Annotated in this window: 15 protein-coding genes; 5 read left to right on the forward strand and 10 right to left on the reverse strand. The window is 51.1% G+C overall.

Annotated elements, in window-relative coordinates; translation table 11 throughout:
- The first annotated feature begins 21 nt into the window (after nt 1–21).
- The gene (locus BM318_RS07095) at nt 22–351 is read left to right on the forward strand and encodes a 2Fe-2S iron-sulfur cluster-binding protein (RefSeq protein WP_092981813.1); all 330 of its coding nucleotides are present in this window, start codon (nt 22–24) and stop codon (nt 349–351) included.
- 79 nt (nt 352–430) lie between these two features.
- Nucleotides 431–2,878: a penicillin acylase family protein gene (locus BM318_RS07100; RefSeq protein WP_092981815.1), complete on the forward strand. Its 2,448-nt coding sequence runs from the start codon at nt 431–433 to the stop codon at nt 2,876–2,878.
- Here BM318_RS07100 and BM318_RS07105 read toward each other — a convergent pair.
- From BM318_RS07105 to BM318_RS07130, 6 genes are all read right to left on the reverse strand, one after another.
- Nucleotides 2,875–3,528 carry a hypothetical protein gene (locus tag BM318_RS07105; RefSeq protein WP_092981817.1) on the reverse strand — a complete coding sequence of 218 codons (654 nt, stop codon included), beginning with the start codon at nt 3,526–3,528 and terminating at the stop codon, nt 2,875–2,877. The genes BM318_RS07100 and BM318_RS07105 overlap by 4 nt on opposite strands.
- Before the next feature lie 88 nt (nt 3,529–3,616).
- On the reverse strand, nt 3,617–4,765 hold the full coding sequence (locus BM318_RS07110; RefSeq protein WP_092981818.1) for a D-TA family PLP-dependent enzyme: 1,149 nt from the start codon (nt 4,763–4,765) through the stop codon (nt 3,617–3,619).
- A 3-nt stretch (nt 4,766–4,768) separates the two neighbouring features.
- On the reverse strand, nt 4,769–6,091 hold the full coding sequence (locus BM318_RS07115) for a gluconate:H+ symporter (protein ID WP_092981819.1): 1,323 nt from the start codon (nt 6,089–6,091) through the stop codon (nt 4,769–4,771).
- 31 nt (nt 6,092–6,122) lie between these two features.
- Entirely contained in the window at nt 6,123–7,274 is a 1,152-nt protein-coding gene (locus tag BM318_RS07120; RefSeq protein ID WP_092981820.1) for an acyltransferase family protein, read from the reverse strand.
- Between the two features lie 92 nt (nt 7,275–7,366).
- Nucleotides 7,367–8,542: a helix-turn-helix domain-containing protein gene (locus BM318_RS07125; protein WP_092981821.1), complete on the reverse strand. Its 1,176-nt coding sequence runs from the start codon at nt 8,540–8,542 to the stop codon at nt 7,367–7,369.
- Nucleotides 8,539–9,444, reverse strand: coding sequence for a metallophosphoesterase (locus BM318_RS07130; RefSeq protein ID WP_092981822.1), 906 nt, complete (start codon nt 9,442–9,444; stop codon nt 8,539–8,541). The genes BM318_RS07125 and BM318_RS07130 overlap by 4 nt, the downstream gene beginning before the upstream one ends.
- A 139-nt stretch (nt 9,445–9,583) precedes the next feature.
- Between BM318_RS07130 and BM318_RS07135 the strand changes: the two genes are divergently transcribed.
- Nucleotides 9,584–11,959: a GAF domain-containing protein gene (locus tag BM318_RS07135; protein WP_092981823.1), complete on the forward strand. Its 2,376-nt coding sequence runs from the start codon at nt 9,584–9,586 to the stop codon at nt 11,957–11,959.
- 11 nt (nt 11,960–11,970) lie between these two features.
- On the opposite strand, the gene BM318_RS07140 is transcribed toward BM318_RS07135, so the two are convergent.
- Nucleotides 11,971–13,176 carry a Pycsar system effector family protein gene (locus BM318_RS07140; RefSeq protein WP_092981824.1) on the reverse strand — a complete coding sequence of 402 codons (1,206 nt, stop codon included), beginning with the start codon at nt 13,174–13,176 and terminating at the stop codon, nt 11,971–11,973.
- A gap of 12 nt (nt 13,177–13,188) precedes the next feature.
- Here BM318_RS07140 and BM318_RS07145 point away from each other — a divergent pair, with 12 nt between their 5' ends.
- The gene (locus BM318_RS07145; RefSeq protein ID WP_245759763.1) at nt 13,189–17,025 is read left to right on the forward strand and encodes a metallophosphoesterase; all 3,837 of its coding nucleotides are present in this window, start codon (nt 13,189–13,191) and stop codon (nt 17,023–17,025) included.
- Here the strand turns inward: BM318_RS07145 and BM318_RS07150 are convergent.
- Entirely contained in the window at nt 17,015–17,911 is an 897-nt protein-coding gene (locus BM318_RS07150; protein ID WP_092981825.1) for an NHL repeat-containing protein, read from the reverse strand. The genes BM318_RS07145 and BM318_RS07150 overlap by 11 nt on opposite strands.
- Before the next feature lie 100 nt (nt 17,912–18,011).
- Between BM318_RS07150 and BM318_RS07155 the strand changes: the two genes are divergently transcribed.
- Complete coding sequence (locus BM318_RS07155; protein WP_092981826.1) at nt 18,012–19,664, forward strand: solute:sodium symporter family transporter; 1,653 nt, start codon at nt 18,012–18,014, stop codon at nt 19,662–19,664.
- Between the two features lie 8 nt (nt 19,665–19,672).
- On the opposite strand, the gene BM318_RS07160 is transcribed toward BM318_RS07155, so the two are convergent.
- Nucleotides 19,673–20,587 carry a GyrI-like domain-containing protein gene (locus BM318_RS07160; protein WP_092981827.1) on the reverse strand — a complete coding sequence of 305 codons (915 nt, stop codon included), beginning with the start codon at nt 20,585–20,587 and terminating at the stop codon, nt 19,673–19,675.
- A 24-nt stretch (nt 20,588–20,611) separates the two neighbouring features.
- The gene (locus tag BM318_RS07165) at nt 20,612–21,979 is read right to left on the reverse strand and encodes a vanadium-dependent haloperoxidase (protein ID WP_092981828.1); all 1,368 of its coding nucleotides are present in this window, start codon (nt 21,977–21,979) and stop codon (nt 20,612–20,614) included.
- Nucleotides 21,980–21,981: the final 2 nt, after the last annotated feature.

Raw genomic sequence — 21,981 nt, forward strand, 5'->3', positions numbered from 1 at the left:
GTTTTAACCGACTACACTGCTATGAGCGAAGTAAAAATCACCATCACCGATCGGGAGGGCACAGCGCACCAGGTTGACGCACCTACCGATATGAACATGAACCTGATGGAACTCATCAGGGCCTATGAATTAGCTCCGGAGGGTACCATTGGAATTTGTGGAGGGATGGCGATGTGCGCTTCCTGTCAATGTTATGTGAAGAGCGAGCACCCGCTACCGGAAAAATCCGATGAGGAGGAGGCCATGCTTTCCGAGGCATTCCATGTTCGCGACAACAGCCGCCTGGGGTGTCAGATCCACCTGACGGATTCCCTGGAGGGCCTGGAGGTGGAAATCGCACCGGAATCCTAAGCGCACCTTCCCGGGTGGTCCTCAATGCTCAGGTACACTCCTCTTTTTCTTAACTTACGGAAACTTTAAAACCAACCGGATGAAACGAGCCTTCCTCCTGGCAATCCTGCCCTGCCTGCTATTAAGCTGTGGACAACAAACAGAAACCGGGAACTCCCAAATAAATACCGGAACTTCCCAGGGAGATTCCGAAATCTCGAAATGGGAAGCCCAGGCCAATCGCATTACAATCATACGAGATGATTTTGGCGTTCCCCATGTCTATGGGAAGACCGATGCAGATGCGGTTTTTGGCTTGCTCTACGCCCAGTGCGAAGACGACTTTAACCGGGTAGAGCAGAATTACATCTGGGCTATAGGCCGGCTGGCGGAAGTCGAAGGGGAGGAAGCCCTCTACAGCGATCTGCGCGCCCGATTATTCATGAGCCAGGAAGAGGCGATAGCTGCCTATGAAAGCAGTCCCCCCTGGTTGCAGGAGCTCTGCCGGGCCTTCGCCGATGGAATCAATTACTACCTGCATACCCATCCGGAAGTAACGCCCCGGCTCCTTACCCGTTTTGAGCCCTGGATGCCCATGTATTTCAGTGAAGGGTCGATTGGCGGAGATATCGAGCGGGTCAGTACCCGCCGTCTCGAGGCGTTATATGCGAATGATTCGCTGCCGCTCCCATTTCTGAAACCGAAATCTGCAATGCAGGAGGCTGCTTCGATTCCAGGCAACAGCGAGCATACTGAAAGCCTGTTTGCCGCAAACAGTAGTAAACCCATTCCGGGACTGGAGGCTTATAGCGCAAACGGCAGGCTTCTTCCGGTAGAGCCCGCAGGATCTAATGGAATAGCCATATCCGGGGAGCTAACGGAGTCCGGCAATACCCTGTTGCTGATCAACCCGCATACTTCTTTCTATTTCCGGGGGGAAGTCCATATGGTGAGCGAAGAAGGGTTGAATGCCTACGGAGCCGTTACCTGGGGGCAGTTTTTTATCTATCAGGGATTTAACGAAAAAACGGGCTGGATGCATACTTCCACCTATACCGATGTGATCGATGAATTCGAAGAGGATATTACCTGGATTGAAGAGCAGCCCATGTATGCCTTTGGCGAAGAGTTCCGCCCGGTCGAATCCTCCGAAGTTACCCTCTCCTACAAGGATGGGGATGGGATCAAGCAAAAAACCTTCCCCCTGTATCATACCCATCACGGACCTATTACCCATAGTTCCAATGGACGCCCGGTTGCCACGGCAATGATGTGGGAGCCTGCAACGGCTTTGGAGCAATCCTATACCCGAACCAAGCAGGAGGGCTATTCAGGGTTTCGCAAGATGATGGACCTGCGGACGAATTCTTCTAACAATACGGTATATGCCGATGCGGAAGGAAACATCGCGTATTTCCACGGGAATTTCATACCCAAGCGCGATCCTCAGTTTAATTACCGCAAGCCGGTAGACGGGAGTGATCCGGCTACTGATTGGCAGGGCCTGCATACCGTTGATGAAAGCATCCACCTGCTGAACCCGGGTAACGGCTGGTTACAGAATTGTAACTCAACGCCCTATACGGCAGCTTTGGAATACAGTCCTAAGGCAGAAGATTATCCGGAATACATGACTATGAACCGGGAAAATTACCGGGGGGTACACGCTGTAGAGTTGCTGACAGACCGTTCGGGGTATACCCTGGACAACCTGATAAGCCTGGCCTACGATCCCTACCTCCCCGCCTTTGAAATTCTTATTCCCGGGATATTGGAGGCTTATGATCTGTATAAGGCCAGCAACGGCCTGGACCTGCTTCAAACGCGAATCGACCGCCGGGCCGCTGAACAGGGAGAGACGGAAAGCGCGCGGGCTAAAATAGCATTAGATTCCCCGGAATTTGAAGCAGCGATAGAAGCGCTCCGGGCCTGGGATTTTCGAACCGGGGAGGAATCTGCTGCCATGACCCTTGCCCATTTCTATGGGGATCGTTACGATCGGCAGGCGCAAAAACCGGCGCAGATGTCCCGGGAAGAATGGCGGCAAATGAGCGGGATGGCCTTTACGCAATACCTGGGAACAGATTCTCCCCTTACGGAAAGGCTGGAAGTTTTTCAGGATGTTCTGGAGCAGTTGGAGGCCGATTTTGGAGCTACGCTTATTCCCTGGGGGGAAGTGAATCGCTACCAACGCCTCGACGGTTCCATCCGCCAGGCCTTTAATGATTCCCTGCCCAGTATGCCTATCGGTTTTGCCTCCGGGCGATGGGGAGCCCTGGCCGCTTACGGCGCCCGCTACCACAACAACACCAAGCGCATTTACGGTACCCGGGGAAACAGTTTTGTAGCGGTGGTTGAATTCGGGGATAAGGTCCGGGCCAAATCGATACTGGCCGGAGGGCAATCCGGTGATCCGGAGTCTCCTCATTTCGATGATCAGGCGCAGGACTACGCCGATGTAAACTTTAAGGAAGTTCCGTTCTATAAGGAGGATGTCGAAGCGCGTGAACAAGAGCGATACCACCCGGGGCAGCGCGGCGGGGATTAGTTTTCCCCTTCCTTGACGATAATGAGGGAGGCCTTGGAGCCTGTCGACAAGAGCCACTTGTTGGAGTAGAGCAACTGGCCTTTTTCGTCATAGACGTCGATCTGAGCGGTATTGGGACCGGTAGATCCCTGATTGAGGGCTTCGAATTCCAAACGGTTAAATCCCCGGTCGAGCTCCACATTAATCCCTTTGTAGGCCCCTGTAAGCAGGATATTGTGTTCTGCAACCCGGCCATTGACGTAAATGCGAACCCGATCCCCATCTACGAATTCATGATCCCGGCAAACAATGCCCACAAACTTAGCGGTAGTTTTGAAATCCCCCAGGTACATATCCCCGTAGTGCTCACTCCCTTTACCCTTGCCGGGAGCTTCAATATTGGGCGAAAGCACCAGGTCGTGTCCGGCCTGTTTCAATTCCCTGTCCGGTAGCATTTTAACCTCATTGCGCTTTTTCTCGATTTCAAACCCGGCTGCCCGGTCCAGGGAAGCAGGAATTCTCAAGCCACTATTGGTGTTGGCATTAGGACTAACTCCAGTATCCGGATTCTCCGGAAGTGTTTCAATAGACCGCTGATCCGGTAAATCGCCCTGGGCCAAAGCAGGGGAGCTACAGCATATGCAAACAATGAAAATTAGGAGTAGTCTCATAGCAAATGGGGCACCGCAAGGCGTACCCGTTTTCTTTTTAGCTAACGTAAAATTAGCAAATACCTTGCCGGACTGCTCTAAATTGCTGTTAAATATGCGCCTGGTAATCCCGGGCAGCAACCTTCCAGCTGTCCGTTACGGCGTGGTTTTCGACCACCAGAAGCTGGGGATATTTCGCTACCGTAGGACAAATGTGCATGGGGATGCCATAGACCTCCTGCCCGATTGCAAGATTTTCGGCTTGCTCATAGGCCACTACAAGGTGTTCTTCGCTTTGCCCGGTTTGTGTGCTATTTTCCAGGCCCAGCAGGGCTACGCGTGGAAATTGCATTTCAGGGGCAATGGCTTTGTGCCCCAGGTCCAGACAGAGGATTCCGGGGGCTGGTTTGCTGATTATCCGGGTGAGGAGGACGGCTGCCGGAAGGAAGCCCATTTCCGGGAAACTCGAACCATAGCGGGCATCCCATAGCAGGGTAGTCCCAGGACTCAAAATAACGGATTCCCGATACAAGTGGGTTGGAAAACTGGGAGAACCTCCTGCAATCACGACGGGTACCGGATAGCCCGCTTGTTCCAGGGATTCCCTGAGCGAAACTACGGCTTTGAACGCCTGGTCGCTATCGGCCTGCCGCTGTGATGGATCGGGATTTCGCAGATGGCCATCATAAGCGTGGAATCCATGAGGCTCCAGCCCGGGATAGGTCCTAATGGCCATGTAGCATGCCGCGGCTTCCTTGCCGGGTGTAACCCCGGTGCGGTTCATACCCGTGTTGAGGTCCAGGTAAATACCAAGAGGTCGCTGCTCTGCTGCCCAAAGCGCACCAAGTTGTTGCAGGACCTGCGTATTATCTACCAGCGCTGCGAACCTGACGTCTGGATAATTGCGAAATAGCTCCAGGAGCCGCATTTGGTCCGGGCCTACCGGTTGATAGGCCAGCAGGATGTCATTTACCCCGCATTCCGCAAGCATTTCGGCCTCGGAAAGTGTCGCGCATTTGAACTTATCTATTCCCGCTTCCAGCTGCATGGCCACGATTTCCTTGGTCTTGTGGGTTTTCACATGCGGGCGTAGCCGGTCCGGACTACCGGCCAGGGTGATCATCCGGCGTATGTTGTGCCTGATGCGCTCGGGATATACCAGGAGGGCCGGGCTGCCGTGTTTTTCAGGTTCATTTAAGGCATACCAGGGGAGGCTTTCCGGGGATTGACCTGAATTACTTTCAAGAGGAAAAGACATGCACTAAAGACTTATGAATTGATTTAGAATCAGCACGCCGACAAGGCCCATGACCCCTACCGCTGTTTCCATAACGGTCCAGGTTTTGAGGGTATCTTTTACGCTGAGGCTGAAATATTCTTTGAATAACCAGAAGCCACTATCGTTCACGTGGGACAACATTAGGCTACCTGAACCAATGGCCAGAACCATCAACTCCGGACTGACCCCTCCTCCCTGAACCAGAGGAAGCATGATTCCTGCGGCTGTAAGACCTGCAACGGTGGCGGAGCCCACGCAGACGCGAATCAATGTAGCCAGCCCCCAACCGAGCAGCAAAGGCGAAATGGAAGATTCCTGCATGACTTCCCCGATATAGGCACTGACCCCACTGGCCACCAGGACCTGCTTCAGGGCGCCGGAACCGGCGATAATCATAAAGATCATCGTTACCCCGGTAACCCCTTCCCCCAGGGAATTCATGACTTGTTCCATGGTACGTCCCCTGCTGAGGCCAAGGGTAAAGATGGCCAGCAGAACGGCAAGCAGCATGGCAATCACCGGATCTCCCAGGGTTTCCAGGATATCCCTGAGCCAATGACCTTCGGAAAGCAAAAGCCCACCCAAAGCAGCCAAGGCAATGAGGATAACAGGTAACAGGGCGGTGAGGATACTGGTGCTCATAGCGGGCATCTCGTGATCCTTCAACAATACCGGGTTTACAAATTCTTTCAACGGGCTCGCCTTGATGTTTTTGAACCTTCGGGAAAGGATCGGTCCGGCCACGACTATAGCCGGGATGGCTACGATGATCCCGTAGAGGAGGGTTTTGCCAAAATCGGCCTGGAACATCTCGGCGATAGAAGTAGGTGCCGGATGCGGAGGAAGGTATCCGTGGGTTACCGAAAGGGACGCCAGCATGGGGATTCCCACATAGAGCAAGGGCAGGCCTGTGGAAGCAGCAATGGTAAATACCAGGGGGATCAGAATTACAAAGCCTACAGAATAAAACATCGGGATCCCGACGATAAACCCGGTTAGCACAACGGCCCATTGAACGTTCTTTTTGCCGAAGCGATCGACCAGTACGGAGGTAATTCGCTGTGCTGCACCGCTATCGGCCACCAGCTTACCTAACATGGCCCCAAGTCCCAGGATCAGGATCAGGGAACCGAGGATATCGCCAATACCCTGTTTGATGGCATCGATTAAGTCTGGGATGCTTAGCCCTTGTGCGAGTCCTACCCCCAGGGAAACAATTATAAAGGCCAGAAAGGCATTCAGTTTAAAACGGGCAATCAGCAGGAATAACAACAGGATTCCCCCTGCGACAATCAATATGGGCATGGTCGTTTCTTAAGGTTGCGGCCCTAAGATACTATTTTCCGACAGGCTCGGAGACGGGAATGCTTTTCCTTCGCTTTAACCCAAAAACCGGGTGCAGCAGGCGAACGGGCCGGATCAGGAAGTGATACAACAACCAGCTAATTCCAAAGGTACCGACAGTCAGGAGTGTAAATTCCCAAAATAGCCCCAAATCCACATCCATAAGATAGTAAGCCAGGATTACGGTAATGGTTTGGTGCAGGATATAAAATGGATAGACAGCGCGGTTGCAGTAGCTCAGCAGGGCGCTGGGTTTATTGAGCCAAACCGAGGCATACCCGAATAATACAAAAATCCAGGTCCATATATTCACTACTTTAAGAGCTCCTTCGACCAGGTGGCGGGCCAGACCGTCTTCGAAATACCAGACAAAGATCAGGGAAGCAAAAAGGAAGCATCCCATCAGGAAGTTGCGCTTCCGGTATTTCCGTACATGCTCCCAGAAAACGTCCCCGGCGCTGATCAGCAGGAACCCAAAAAAGAAGAGGGATCCAAAGGAGGCCAGCGCAAACCAGTCGCCTATCAGGGCGTGGGTTACATTGAAAAACGGTTCCAGCAGTACCTCATAAAGAAAGAGGGGGATACAGAAATAAAGCCAACCCCAGGGCGTGCTCAACCAGTTTTTTACCCAGGTGACGATACGGGATGGACGTTCCCTCAGGCGTTTGAAAGGCCTGGCGAGGATCAAAGAGAATATCAACAAGTAAGGCAGAAACCAGAGATGGTGCCAGCTGATGTTCCCGTCGGGATAAGGTCCGCCGGAAAAGGCATGCATAGGCCAGAAATCGAAATAGCTCCCGTTGAAGGCACCTGTGGCAAGGCGTTCGATGTAGATCTGTGGGGGAACAATAAAGAGCATCCCGAAGGCGAGGGGTATATAAAGCCGGTAGAGGCGTTCTTTGGCGTAGGCTCCTGGGGAACGGAGTCCATAGGCATAATAGGTACCCATTCCTGAGATCACAAACAGGATGGGCAGCCTCCACTGATTCACAAAGAGCATGGGCCATCTGAGTTCGGGATAGATGATGTCGTTTTTAATATGCCAGCCCCAGGGAACAAAAAACATCCCTACGTGGTAGAAAATGAGCAGGGCAAAAACCCCGACGCGTAACCAGTCCAAATCGTATCTCCTTGTGTGTGCCATGATAAAATGATTTGAAGCAAAGATGACCGCTGAAATTGAGAAATCCCCGGATTTCGGGGCCTGAGATGTATGAAATTGAGATTCCGGACGCTTTAGGAGGTCGATGTCCCCTTCATAAATTGTGAAGGCGACATGCCGCGATGCTTCTTAAAGGCCTCGTAAAAGGCAGACTTTGAGCGGAACCCTACGCTTTTCCCGATCGCCTCAATGGTCAGTTGTTTGTAGTCTGTACTTCGAAGGCGTTCACAGGCCAGATTCACGCGAAATCCATTGAGGTAGTCGTTAAAGTTTCCCCCCGTACCCTGATTGACGAGACGGCTTACCTTATTGGCATGGATTTCCAACGCCTGGGCAGCTCCGTTGAGGGAGGCATCATGTGCGGTAAAGAATTCGGGATCACTCACGATGGCCTTGAGTTTTTCCAGATCCAGATCCCGGTCGGCCGCTCCCTGGGTTTCATACTTATCGAGCAACCAGGTTTGCTGGAAGAATCGGGATTCGGATACGAAAACCACGATGGTAAATGCCATAATCGCAAAGGTGAGCAGGGTAATAAAGTGGTCCCCGCTATCGTCTTTGAAATTAATGTATACCCCCAGCAGAAGTGCAAATACAATGAACAGCAGGATCAGGATGTAGCTGGAAAAGCGATACTTGGATATTCGTACCCCGGAGGCGGGAGACCCAAAGGACTTTCGATTTTTAAACCAGGTCCAAAAGGTTAGGATGCCATAGGCCGAAAAACTCAATAATAATAACCAGCGGTGGTGGTTCTTGATCAGGGCGTAACCGTAGGTGGTGCCGTCGGGTACCGCGACAAAAGGAAGGTCCTTGAAATAAGCCCCTTTGTAGGCATTGTATTTAACTGAAAGGGGTTGGGTATAATAGCCGATTTGGGACAGGGCATAGAGCACGGCAGGCGCAATATGCAGGAAAATCCATTGCAATTTCAAGGGTCTGCGCAAGACCAGAAATCGTACGCTCAAATACATCAGCGGTGCGATGAGCAGGGTTAAGGGTTCGGTGGAATCGTTCCAGGCCAGGGAGTACTTCATCCACCCGGTATAGCAGAGAAAGGTATCCAGGGTAACCAGGGAAACACAGGCGATAAAGCAGGCAAAATAGGTAAGGGACCGATTTTCCCGCGGTGCCCGAAACGCGATGACGCCGGCCAGTAGCAGGCCCATAAAAGCGCCGGTAAAAACCAGGTAGGAGACCAGGTTATGCCGCAGCGGAATTTGTTCGATGAGTTCCCCAAGCTCGGTCATGACTTTTTAATTGCAGCGTAGTCTGATAGTTTTTCAGGACCTTCAAGCAGCTTCCGAACCACTTGCAAAATGCCTTCTTCCGTAGTGGCTATTTGCCATTTGATGAGGCTGATTTTTCCTTCTGAAATTTCAATCCCCGTAATACTTCTGGGATGTACACAGCTTCCATCGTTAAAGAGCGGGATTTCCCCAGGTTCCGGGAACCGGGGCCGGTGGGTATGCCCCACAATAGTCATCAGGAGGTTGCGATCCAGGATCCAGCGCTTGATTCGCTTTTCGATCCGGATGAGTTCCCGATAGTTTTTTGCGGGGGAAGTAGGATCGGCTATCCCCCACACCTGCAGCGGTTTCCATAACACGCGTACTAAAAATCGACTCCACCGCCAGAAGGTATAATTCCACCAGTCGGCCTGGTGTCCGTGGCAACAAAATATTTCCTGTCCGGTTTCCGTGTGTTGTAGTCGAATGGCCTCTTCATAGCGAATCCCTTCGAATAGTTCCTTGTCCTTGCCATCGATGGGTTCAAAGTAACTGCTCAGGTGCTTTTCTACATAGGCGGGGTCCTGATATACCATGTCGTGGTTGCCCCAAATCATAAACAGGCGTTTTTCCAGATGAAATTTACGCAACAGGCCATAGACATTCTTATGGGCTTCGAAAAGGGATTCGAAGTGGATGTTTTCCCAAAGCTCATCGCCATCGCCCAGTTCCATATACTGGAAACCCTCCCGGTAATAGTGCTTGAGGGCATGAAAATAGATGTTGCGGTTATTGGAGAAATCGTCGGCGAAAGAGTTGTCCCCCCGATGGCAATCGCTGAAAAAGATTATTCGGGAAGTATCGTCGAACGGGACAATCCTGGCCTGGTCATAGGCCCTGCCCAGACGCCGCTTAGTAGACATGACTTTTTTTATAAATATCCAAAAAATGATGGAAACATACCAAGACTACCGGGCCGTTGATCGAGGAATTTCAACCGATTTAGGGGCAATTTTGTAATTTTATCCTCCCCATTGAGACTAATGGGTTAAAATTTGGGGAATGCAGCAGGAATCTCCCGCAAAATATCTCGTCAGCTTTGATAAGTACCTCAGGTATTACGATGAGCTTCTGAAAACCGGTAACGACTGGCAAAAGGAGCACGCGCGTCTTATCCTGGAGGCACAGGCCGCCATACCCGAACTCCGCGAAGGATTCGACGATGTGACCAAGCTGGAAACCTACCGGGATGTTCTGGAAATTGTACTCCAGGATGCGTTCTCCGGGGTTCTCGGGAAAAATGAGATCAAGGCACTTTCACTGCCGTATCACAATATTTTATTCATGCCTTCGCCCCGGCTTCAGGGAATTCTCAAGGCAGCAGGGGACGATTTCACCCCGAACCTCCGCAACAGTAACGAGGAGGATTTCGACTACATCATGGCCTGTACCGTGATCCTCAATTTTTATTATGGGTATTCCCTGGACTATTCCCGGCCTTACTTTTTCGAGATTCCGGATGCCAATGGGGTCATAAACTACTATCGCGTGATGTACAACGCGGATTTTGTAGACATCATTCCCACAGAAAATACGCCAGAAATCACCCAGAGCGATGTTGATGAACTTTTGGAGCATCCTGAAGATGTGGAAATCTGGAAGTCAAAATTTCCTCCCGGATGTTTCGTGATGAAAGGTTTTGTGCTGGCGAACATGTTTAATGTTACTGCCGAGCATTCTATCTCCTCCATAAAGTCTGAACTGATTGCCAGTGATAAGCGGGGGAATGAGAACTTCATGTCCGACCTGCAGGATACCTTCCGATCATTTTTCAAGCAAACCGATCTCAGGGTAGGTTTTGCTACCTACAACGCCAAAGAGGAGAGCTTTGAACGGGTTTACGGATCCGGCTTTAAAAGCTTTATCCTGGGCAATAAGGAAATGGCCGAATGTTCTGAAGCGCTATGCTCAGGTTCCTATAAAAAACTGCTTTCCGATAAGTCGTACTTCGTTATACCGGATGTAGCCCGTATCCACGAGGAAGCACAGGGAGAGCCCTTTTGGGATAACCTCATGGAGCAAGGCATCGGAAGTTGCATTTTTGCCCCGATTGCCAATGAGGACAACCTGCTCGGGATTTTGGAAATTGTTTCCGAAACACCCAATACCCTCAATGGGGTAAATGCCACCAAATTAGACGATGTCATGCCTTATATCGTCTCTGCTGTGGTCCGTTCTAAAATAGAAGAGGAAAACCTGATCGACGCTGTAATTCAGCACGAATGCACCACGGTACACGAATCTGTACTTTGGAAGTTCAAGGATGAGGCCCGAAAATTTATCCAGGAGCGACTCGAAGGAAGGGAACCGGCTTTCGGGGAAATACGTTTCGACAATGTGAGTCCGCTCTATGGTCAGGTGGATATTCGGGAGTCCTCTACAGCGAGGAACGCCGCCATTCAGAAAGACCTGATGATCCATTTATCCAAAATACTGGATATCCTGATGCTGGTGGCGGAAGGAACTGGTCTGCCGGTCTATGAAGAATTGATTTTCCGGGTGAACAAACACCTGGACGAGATTAAGGAATACCTGCATACCAACAGCGAACAGGGAATTTTCAAGTTTGTACAGGAGGAGATCAATCCTGTTTTTGATCATATCAAAACCCTGGATCCAAAGTATCGGGTAGCAGTCGAAAGCTACGAAGCAGACATGGATCCTGCTACCGGATCTTATTACGACCACCGCAGGAATTACGACCAGAGTGTAAGCAAGATCAATAAGACCCTAACCGGTTTGCTCGACCATCGCCAGCGGGATGCGCAAAGCATGTTCCCCCATTATTTTGAGCGCTATAAGACCGACGGGGTAGAACACAATATGTATATCGGGGATTCCCTGGCAGAAAACCAGAATTACAACCCGCTTTACCTGGCCAATCTCAAGTTATGGCAATTGCAGGTTTTGGTGGAGATGGAAAATGCCCATTACAATCTCAAGGGTCAGCTACCCGTACCCCTGGATGTGGCCTCCCTGATCCTGGTCTATAATACCTCCCTTTCGATCCGCTTCCGGCAGGACGAAAAACGCTTCGATGTGGATGGCACCTACAATGCGCGGTACGAAGTCATCAAAAAACGGATCGATAAATCCCTGATAAAGGGAACCCGGGAGCGATTAACCCAGGCGGGAAAACTATCCATTATTTATTCCCAGAAGGAAGATGAGGTAGAGTATCTGCGCTACATCACTTACCTGAAATCCAAAGGATTTTTTACCAATAATATCGAGATTGTAGAGCTCGAAGGATTGCAGGGAGTAGCCGGTCTTAAAGCGATCCGTGCGGAAATTCTCTATCGCAAAGATGGGGAAGACAGAACTCGTGAAAAGGAGCTCTACACCTACGACGACCTCATGCAGGAACTCGAAGGTTAGTCCGGAACTGATCAGGCTGCAAGCTCCAGGATACTTCGATCCGGCCCAAAGAACTTCAGGGCAATAAAGAAAGCAATTACCGATAGGATCATCCCCGCCAGGAAAATGGTGTAGGTAAGGCGTAAAAGTTTGTACTTGCGGTTTAGTACCAGGCCCAAAAAGTAAAGATCTTTGGTTAGGGTGTTGTACACATAATCCTTGTCCTGGATCAGCTCCCGCATGGCCCATTCATAATCCGGCAGCTTCATTTTGTGGAAATTTCCGAAGAACAAGAGATTTACTTTCCGATTGGCCACATCCTCCTTGGTAAATTCTCCCGAAGTGATATTGGGCCGCGTCGCAATGATGGAAAGCGACATGGAGATGATGCTGAAGATCAGGAATATGATGGTAGGAACCAGGAGGTAGTCGTTGGAGGGATTGTCCAATTTCGGAATCAGGTTGGCGATCACCAGGGAGATGATAATGGCGTTTACAGACAGGAGGATATTGGCTTTTGTGTCTGCTATATCACTCAATTTCAAGTGATTACGCATAGACACCCGATAGAGCGTCTGAATTCCCCTTTCCGGGCTCTCGCTCTTAAACTTGGCCTTGAGTTTTTCCTTCTTGGCCAGCTTCAGGCGTTTTTTCTTGTCCTTAAGCAATCGGCCGACATTATCGTCTTTTCCGGCCTGCCAGTTTTCAATGGCGTAATCCGTGTAAAACCGGTGTTCGGTACGGAGCATGGTAATGTTGGCTTCTCGCCATTCCGTATCGTCGTAATGGGCAATGTTCAGCAGGGCTAATTCCCTGCGCAATAACTCGGCAGTTTCCCGGTAGCTTTTTTGTGCGAAATGGGAAGTATCTGCATCCCGAAGAATTTCCTGGTGTAGATTCTCGGGTTCGTAAAAGCGTTTTGTGGCGCGGATCAGGGCATTGACCGCTTCAATCCTATCTGGCTTAACCCCTTCTTTTTCAAAGAATGCCGTAGCTATCTCACAGCTGCTTTCCTCGTGTTCCTCGTGTCCTTTGGTAAAACCGGTATCGTGGAACCAGGCGGCAAGCAGCAGGTTTTCGGCATCCTCATCCTTCACGCCAAGGGCATCTGTCAATTCTTTTGTACTTTGTACAACCCGCTGGGTATGCCTTAAGTTGTGGTAGAGGAAACTCTGGTCCAGGGCCTCTGAAAGTAATTGGGTGGCATAATTTTCAACGGCGGTCAACAACGAACTCATAGCTGGCATTTAGTGCAATCCAAAGTACAAAATTTTCACCGGGTAGGGTTAAGGCGTTTCAGGGCAGTTGCGCTGACCCTCTTTATGACGGCCATGCTGGTTTCCTGCGCCACCTATAGCCCCAAATATGCCGAAGGAGAAGGGCTGCCGCTTCCTGAGACATCGACTACCGGGGCAACTACAACCCCGGCCTATCGGATGTTTCTCATTGGCGATGCCGGACTTTCCCCTGCCGATGGACCCAATCCTGTTCTCAGGCGATTTAAAGATCGTCTCGGGAAGAATGAGGCCCCGGCACTGGCTGTATTTTTAGGAGATAACATATATCCCTCCGGCCTCCCCGATCCCAAGGACGATCCTCAGCACTATGCCGAAGCAAAGTATCACCTGGATGCCCAGCTGGGAACGGTATCCGACTTCAATGGAAGAACAGTTTTTATCCCCGGGAATCACGATTGGTATAGCGAGGGGGTCAAGGGCCTGAAGCGTCAGGAGAAATACGTAGAAGATGTCCTGGATGAGAAGGATGTTTTCCTCCCTGAAAATGGATGCCCTATTGAAGTCGAAGAATTGTCGGATTCCGTTGTGCTGATAGTCGTCGACTCCGAATGGTACATTACCAATTGGGACCGTAAGCCAACCATAAATGACGATTGTGAAATCAAGAGCCGCCAGGTGTTTCTGGCCGAGTTGGAAAGCGAAATCAAAAAATACTCCGAGCGCACGATCCTGCTTGCACTCCACCATCCCATGTATAGTTATGGGGAGCACGGGGGGTATTTTAGCTTCCAACAGCAACTCTATCCCAAAAAGAAAGTTGGGCCGCTACCCGTATTGGGGAGTCTGATCAATCTGGTACGTACTACGGGCGGCGTTTCGCCGGAAGATCTCTACCACAAGCGCTATACCGACTTGAGACGGCGTGTTCGGACGCTGGCCCAATTCGGAGAACGCGTAATCCTGGCCTCAGGCCACGAGCACACCCTGCAATTTATCCGGGAAGACGGCCTGCAGCAAATTGTAAGTGGGGCCGGGGCAAAGAAAGGATCTACCAACTTATCGGGAGGCAGTTTGTTTTCCACAGGGCAGCGGGGTTATGCGGTAGTAGATCTCATGGAGGATGGACAAACCGATGTACGGTACTATACAGTTGCGGACAGCGGGGAGGAGACCCTTGCCTATAGGACTGAGCTTTTTGGTCCTTACCAGCCTCCGTTAGTGCAGGGTGATATCAGTAATTATTTACCGGACAGTCCACAGTTCCAGGCCAATGCCCGGCCCACCGGGACTGTTAGTACGGCTGAAGCTTCAAAGTCCGGATCGCCAAAGGTAAAGGCGTCGATTTATACCCAGGAGGAAATAGAGAAGAGCGGGTTTTACCGCAAGCTCTGGGGGGAGCGATACCGGGAGTATTACGGCAGGCAGGTCGAAGTACCTGTTGTGGCCATCGACACCCTATACGGCGGACTGGTGCCGGTTCGCAAGGGGGGTGGACAGCAATCCAAATCCCTGCGCCTTGAACACGCCAGTGGCAAACAATACGTGATGCGCGCCATGCGGAAACAGGCCCAGCAGAACCTGCAGGCAATGGTGTTCCAGAATCAGTTTGTGATGGGCCAACTCGATAATACGGTCACTGAAAACCTGCTGGAGGATATATATACCGGGGCGCATCCCTATGCCCCGTACGCCTTGGATCTGCTCATGGATTCCCTGGATATCTACCACACCAATCCCCGTTTGTTCTACGTGCCGCGACAACCCGCATTGGGGCGCTACAACGATGATTTTGGCGACGAGCTCTATATGATCGAGGAACATCCTTCGGAAGGGCACGAGGAGTTGGCGAGTTTCGGGTTCGCCAAGGACATCGAAAGTACCCGGGACATGTTGGAAAAACTTCGGGAAGACGAGAAATACCGCATCGACAAAGAAAGTTATATCCGGGCCCGCCTCTTCGATATGTTGGTGGGGGATTGGGACCGGCACCAGGATCAGTGGCGCTGGGCGGAGTTTAAATATTCGGACAGTGTGGTTTATAAGCCCATTCCCCGCGACCGGGATCAGGTATTTTCCATACTCGGCGATGGGTGGATCGGGGGCGTTTTGACTCGATTGGTTCCAGCTGTTCAAAAAATGGAGGGCTTCCATGAGGAAATTCGAAATCTGCGCAGTTTCAATACCAATCCCTTCCCCCTGGATCGCATCTTACTGAGCAATTCGGAACGGGAGCAATGGCTTGCCCAGGCCCGGCGTATCAGGAGTACCCTGAATTCGGAACTCATCAGGAAGTCCCTTTCGGCCATGCCCGTTGAGGTCCAGGATGAGCGCCTGGAGGAAATCCAGCGAATCCTGCTCCTTCGCCTGGAACAATTGGAGGCCTTCGCTGCCGAATATCACGAAATTCTTCAGCGGGAGCCCTTGCTGTTCGGCACCGATAAGGACGACTATTTCCGCGTTACCGGAACCCCTGAAAAGGGCGTACGGGTGCAAGCCTATCGGATTATCGACGGCAAGCCGGAGAAACAGTTTGTAGATCGGGTATTCTATCCGGAGCAAACCCGCGAAATACAGATCTACGGCCTGGACGACAAAGACGAATTCGAAATCGATGTGCCGGCGGGCAATCGCATCCGGGTACGGATAATCGGGGGTCTGGGTCGTGAAAAGTATAGCGGTGGCAAAGGGGGTCGGACAACGATCTTTGATTTCAAAAGCAAAAAATCAGATTTCGGAGAAGGGCTCAGGGCCCGGAAGGTGCTTACGGATAACTACCAGATCAATACCTTCCAGCCGTTACAGCCTTCCGGAGATACGAACCTTTGGATTCCATCACTCGGATTCAACCCCGACGATGGCTTTAGCCTGGGTGCGAGCTATTCGTTTATGCGTATGGGCTTTCGCAGGAATCCGTTTACGGCAAAACATTCCGTCAGCGCTGGTTTTTTCCTGGCTACCAGTGGCTATGACCTCAGGTATACCGGAGAATTTGCCGGATTATTTGGCCGGTGGAACCTGGAGCTGGAGACGCGGTATACCAGTCCTAATTTTACCCGGAACTTCTTTGGTTTCGGAAATGAAACCGAGAATCCGGACGATGAACTCGGCCTGGATTACAACCGGGTGCGCACACGTATTTTTCGATTTACCCCAGCCCTGAGATGGCGGGGACCTTTAGGAGGAAGCCTGAGATTGGGGGCAGGATATGAGCGGGTTACCGTCGAAGAAACCACGGATCGTTTTGTAAACACCTTTTATCAGGATAACGGGGAAGAATCCGGTTTGGGCTTCCTCAATATTTTTGGAGCGTATTCCTATGAAAACCGCAACAATCCGGCATTTCCGACTATAGGATTGGGCGTAGGGCTGGAGGCGGGTTACACCCAGCGCCTGGAAGATAGCGGCAACTTTGGGTTTGTCATTCCGGAGTTGAGTCTGGACCATAAACTGAATCGCTCGGAATCGTTGGTGTTGGCTACACGTTGGAAGGCCCATTTCAATATTGGGAACGGGTATGAGTTTTATCAGGGCGCTCAGATCGGGGCAAACGATGGCCCCAGGAGCTATCGCTTTCAGCGCTTTACCGGGAAAACTGCCTATTACCAGCTAACGGATCTGCGTTGGCAATTCTCCCGCACGCGCACCGGTGTCCTCCCCGTGAATCCCGGTATCTTCGCAGGCTTCGATTATGGTCGGGTCTGGCAACCCGGCGATGCTTCTTCCCGCTGGCACAATTCCTACGGGGGAGGCTTCTTCATCAACAGCCTGGATGTGCTCAATCTGAATGCTGCGCTCTTTCACGGAGCCGATGGTTTCCGCTTTACCTTCGGGTTTGGATTTATTTTTTAAAGGCGGGGTAAGGCAGTTCAAACCGATACAGATTACCACCCCGGCCATGCGACCGCTCATCGGCCAGATAGAGCAGGGTATTCGTCACAAAACTTATCGATTCGAGCTGAGACCGTGTTTCCAGGTCAATTACCCGGGGGGTCTGAGAGAAGCTTCTCTTTCCGAAATCCTCGTAAACGAAGAGTTTGCCGTAGGAAAGCAAAACAAGGCGCTCTCCTGAAGGAGACAAAGTGGCCCCGGTGATTTGGCAGGTTTCGAAATCCCTGCAGAGCTGTAATTGCGTGATGTGGGACGCTTCATAGGTTCCGGTGCTATCTGGAATACGCCAGACATCGGCGGTTCCATCGAACGGATCGGAGCGGTTTTTACCTATGATGTAGAGCATGCCCTGGTAATGGAAAAGGGCCTCCGCATCGAAGCGCATGCTGTCGGAAGTTGGTGGAAATTCTTCCTGCTCTGGATAGTTAAAATCCAGTCTCTCTGCATCGATTTTATCGCCGGGTTCTATCCTGGGATCCGGGACTTTATAAATCCTGAGGTTTTTCCGCGAATTGCCATTATTCCCAAAATCACCTATATAGACATTTCCCAGGCTGTCGGCCGCCAGTGCTTCCCAGTCCTTATTTCCTCCTCCCTTTACTTTAAAGCTGCGAAGTAGCTGACCACTGGTATCTACTTCGAACAGCCGGTCGGGATTGGAGCTGTCTTCGATAACCCATACAGCTGCCTCCCCGGCAGCCCACATTCCCGATACTTCATTGAGGGATTTGGGAAAATCTGCCACTACTTCCAGTTTACCGTGTTGTGCACAGCCCATGGAGGTGCCCAGCAAACACAGGGTTAGCATTTTGAAGGAAAACAGCGTGCACCGAAGCCGGGATCTCATACCCTAAAGATACGCCGGAACCAGGACCTGAAGGCTTTTTCCCGGCTAATTCAATGGAAACTAATATATTTAATGGCTAAACCATCCAAAACAAACTGAAATGATTGGCATTCTTTCCTTCGTGGGATTTACCCTTCTGGTAGCGGTAATTTCTTATCTGGCCACACGTAAAACAAATGAGGCAACCTCCGATGGCTATTTCCTGGGAGGAAGAAGCCTGACAGCAGGCGTCATTGCCGGCTCACTACTGCTCACCAATTTATCCACTGAGCAAATTGTGGGGCTCAACGGAAGTGCCTATCGCGACGGGCTTTCCGTGATGGCCTGGGAAACCCTCGCTGCGATTACCATGGTGGTCACCGCGATGTTCCTCCTGCCCCGCTATCTGAAAGGCGGACTTACCACTGTGCCTCAATTCCTGGCCAAACGATTCGATGTCACTACGAAAACGATTACCTCAGCCCTGTTTCTCACAGGTTACGTGGTGGTTCTGCTTCCTGTTATCCTGTATTCCGGGTCAGTTGCCATAAGTGGAATGTTTGACGTACCCACTTTGTTAGGGGTTTCGGAGTCTGCGGCCATTGTGATATGTATCTGGGGAATCGGAATAATCGGATCGATTTATGCGGTCTTCGGGGGCTTAAAAGCGGTAGCCGTATCCGATAGTGTCAATGCGGTGGGCTTACTGATCGGCGGGGTAATGATACCCGTATTTGGCTTGATGGCTATAGGGGATGGCAGCGTTATGGGCGGTCTGGATACGCTTATGGCTGCCGATCCGAAGCGTTTTGATTCAACGGGGGAATCCTGGCAGGAAGTACCCTTCTCAACAATTTTTACCGGAATGATGTTGGTGCAGCTCTTTTACTGGGGGACCAACCAGCAGATCATCCAGCGGGCCCTGGCTGCTAAGAACCTTGCCGAAGGCCAGAAAGGTTTGTTGCTGGCATCCTTTGTCAAGATTCTGGGTCCGATTATCCTGGTTCTACCCGGGATGATTGCTTATCATTATTTTGACGGAGGCCTGGCCTCGAGTAATATGGCCTATCCCGAATTGGTTCGCGCCGTGTTGCCGACCGCCCTGGTCGGATTCTTTGCCGCAGTGCTTTTCGGGGCTATCCTGAGCTCCTTCAACAGTGTCCTGAACTCTTCCGTGACCCTTTTTGGAATCGATATTTACAAGCAGCATATCAATAAGGAAGCTTCCGAGGCTACTGTAGTGAAATACGGGAAGATATTTGGTGTGGTTCTGGCCCTGGCGGCCATGTTCGTGGCCCCGGTAATTGAAAAAGCGGGAAGTATATTCGAATACCTGCAACAAGCCAATGGGATATACAGCATTCCTATCCTGACGATTATTGTAGTAGGGTATTTAACCAAAAGGGTGCCTGCTATTGCAGCCAAAGTGGCCATCGTCCTGGGCTCAGGACTCTACATCATAAGCCAGTTTATCATCGGTCCCTCCCGAGTCGAAAGTGCCCTTGCGGCGGCGGAAGCTGCCGGGATCACTGGAGAAACTGCGCTGCGCCAGGTACAGGCGGACGCCTATCCGCATTACCTGCACGTCATGGCAATACTCTTCCTGCTCAATGTGGGAATAATGCTCCTGATTGGTAAACTAAGGCCGAATGCACAACCTTATGAACTGGAGTATACCCGACAGGTGGAAATTACGCCTTACCGATATATTAAGCCGGTCGGGATCGCCGTAATCGTTATTGTGATTGGGATTTATATTGCGTTTGCAAAATAATACACGGCTTACTCGGTCGCTCCCTGCTCCTCTTCTTTGATCGGAAGGAAAATTTCAGCCTTCCATCGGGTGGCATCGCCTCCGAGGGTTGGGTTGTTGTAGAAAATTTCTACCGGGGTTTCTTCCACCTCAAAGCCTTGCTCTTCGGCATAAGTCAATAAAGCATACCAAGCCCGGTCTGAGGTGATATAATTGCCGTTGTAGGTAGCTTTCAAAGCCCGGTCCGGAAAAATCCTCTTGTATTGAATCAGCGGGTGTTCGGGTAAGTTGTCCGAACGCACGATTGGAAAGGCAAATTTGAATTTCAGGCTATCTGTTTGCCGATCCCAATTATCCACGATCACCATAGGCGGGCCGTTCAGTTGCACTTTATTGCTGAGCATTATGTTGCTCATAAACTGATAATGGTCCATCATGCCCCCGGCCTTCCCGTGCTGATCACTTTCCAGTTCAACGTAGGCGTAGAAAGTACTGGGCAATTCACCGATTCCCTCGATATTCACTTTAAACTGATCTACGTGTTCATTGAGTCCGTCCAGATAGTCCGTAAGCATGCGTCGGCTGATCTTTCCAACCGTACTTCCGCCCGTAAGGACATCCCAGCGGTTGGCCAGGCTGTGTTCGACATCCCGAATCCCAACACGGACCTGGGTAGTACTGTCGGTAAGCGGCTCCAGGTGCCAGGAGTACTGGTGAATGGAATCCCCGGCCTGCACCTCCTGTTCAAAGTCCAAAATACTGCCCTTTTCTACCTCAGAGTCCAGCGTACCCGCCGTCTGATGCCAGATTTTCACGCTTTGGTTAACAGTGCCCGGAAATGAAGGGGCCTCAAAACGCACGATATAATCATAGGGATAGACAAAGAAATATCCGATTCCTGCTACTAGAACCAAAACGACGGTTCCGATAAGAAACTTCTTCATGTATTTCGGCTTTTATTTGACCTGTTAGTTTGTGTTTTCCGAATTATTTTGAGCCAGGGAGGATTGCTCCTCCATTTGCAGATTACCTACTACGAAACGTCCCAGATTACGACCCTGGGTAATTCCCACTTCCACGGCTGCGCGATAATGAATGCCTCCATACATGCGGCTGATAGCAGCTTCCTCAGCGGCGGCGCGGAAGGAAGTAAAGGAACGCACCGGCAACCCGTAGGCAAGTTCGGTATCGTCGTCAAAGGCAAAGTCATCCCCGAAAAGACTGGTCAGGGCCTCGGCTGCTGCGTTTGAAACTACGCTGTGTCCGCTGGTGTATTCCGGGAATGGGGGCGTTTGCAATACCGGCTTCCAGTTTTCGTCTATATGTTCATTGATGAGTGTCTCCGGACGGATCAGGTTGGAGCGATATTTCTCGTCCCAGCAACTGATGAATCCATCCATAATGGCAATGGATGTTTTGGTGTAGGCCTGGACAGTTTGGTCAAAATCCCGATCTGTTTTCCGGCAGGCGATTTTGGTAATTCCGATCCAGTGTGCCCCGGGACTGATTTTTTTGGTTGCGAACATTAAGTGGCCACGCGTTACCGAAACATAGGGGTTGCAATCCCAGAATTGTGCAATGGCTACCTCTTCAGATTCGTCTCCTTTCGCCGTAATTTCATTGGAAATATCATATACTTCCCGGACCTCTTTGTAGAAGGCCGATTCCGGATCCATAGAGAACGGAGGGGGCGGGGTTGGCTTAAACTGATTGGCCGAATCGATCACAAACGGGCGGATCTCCTTCCAATGGGGTTCGATACCCTCCATGTAGGCCGGAGGGGTTGGTTGCCAGCGCGAAGGATCCGACGTATCCACGGTAAATTTGGACATGGTACGGGTTTGCTTGTAGTTGTCCTTATCCATCCAGGCAGCGATAAACTCAGCGACTTCCAGGCCATAGTCTCGTGAAGCCTCAAAGGTTTGCGCATCTTTTTCTCCCCAGTCCAGATAAAGACTATCCCGCATTGTGGTGAGGCGGTCTTCTGAGAAGATTAAACGCCTTCCCAGGTCCATATGGGCTACCAGGGCTGCGACACGGAAATTGACCGGAGCCTCTGCTTTTGGGGAAGGGATTGCCCCGAGATCCGTAAGCTGACCTGCCAGGGACTTGAGTTCAGAGTTTTCCTGTGCCATGATTTCATAGGCCGCAATGTTCGGGTAGGCATATACCCGGCTGGCTACCGGTGGGCTGAAGATATCGTGAACCATGATATCGGTTAACCGGTCTACTGAGGCGTGAAAGTGCTCCGGGCTAATGTCAATGGGCTCGGGTTCCTTACCGCAGGAAACCAGGAGCACGACGAGTACGATTGTGATTAATTTGCTGATTTTCATCG

It is taken from the genome of Robiginitalea myxolifaciens, assembly GCF_900115205.1.
Lineage (GTDB): Bacteria > Bacteroidota > Bacteroidia > Flavobacteriales > Flavobacteriaceae > Robiginitalea > Robiginitalea myxolifaciens.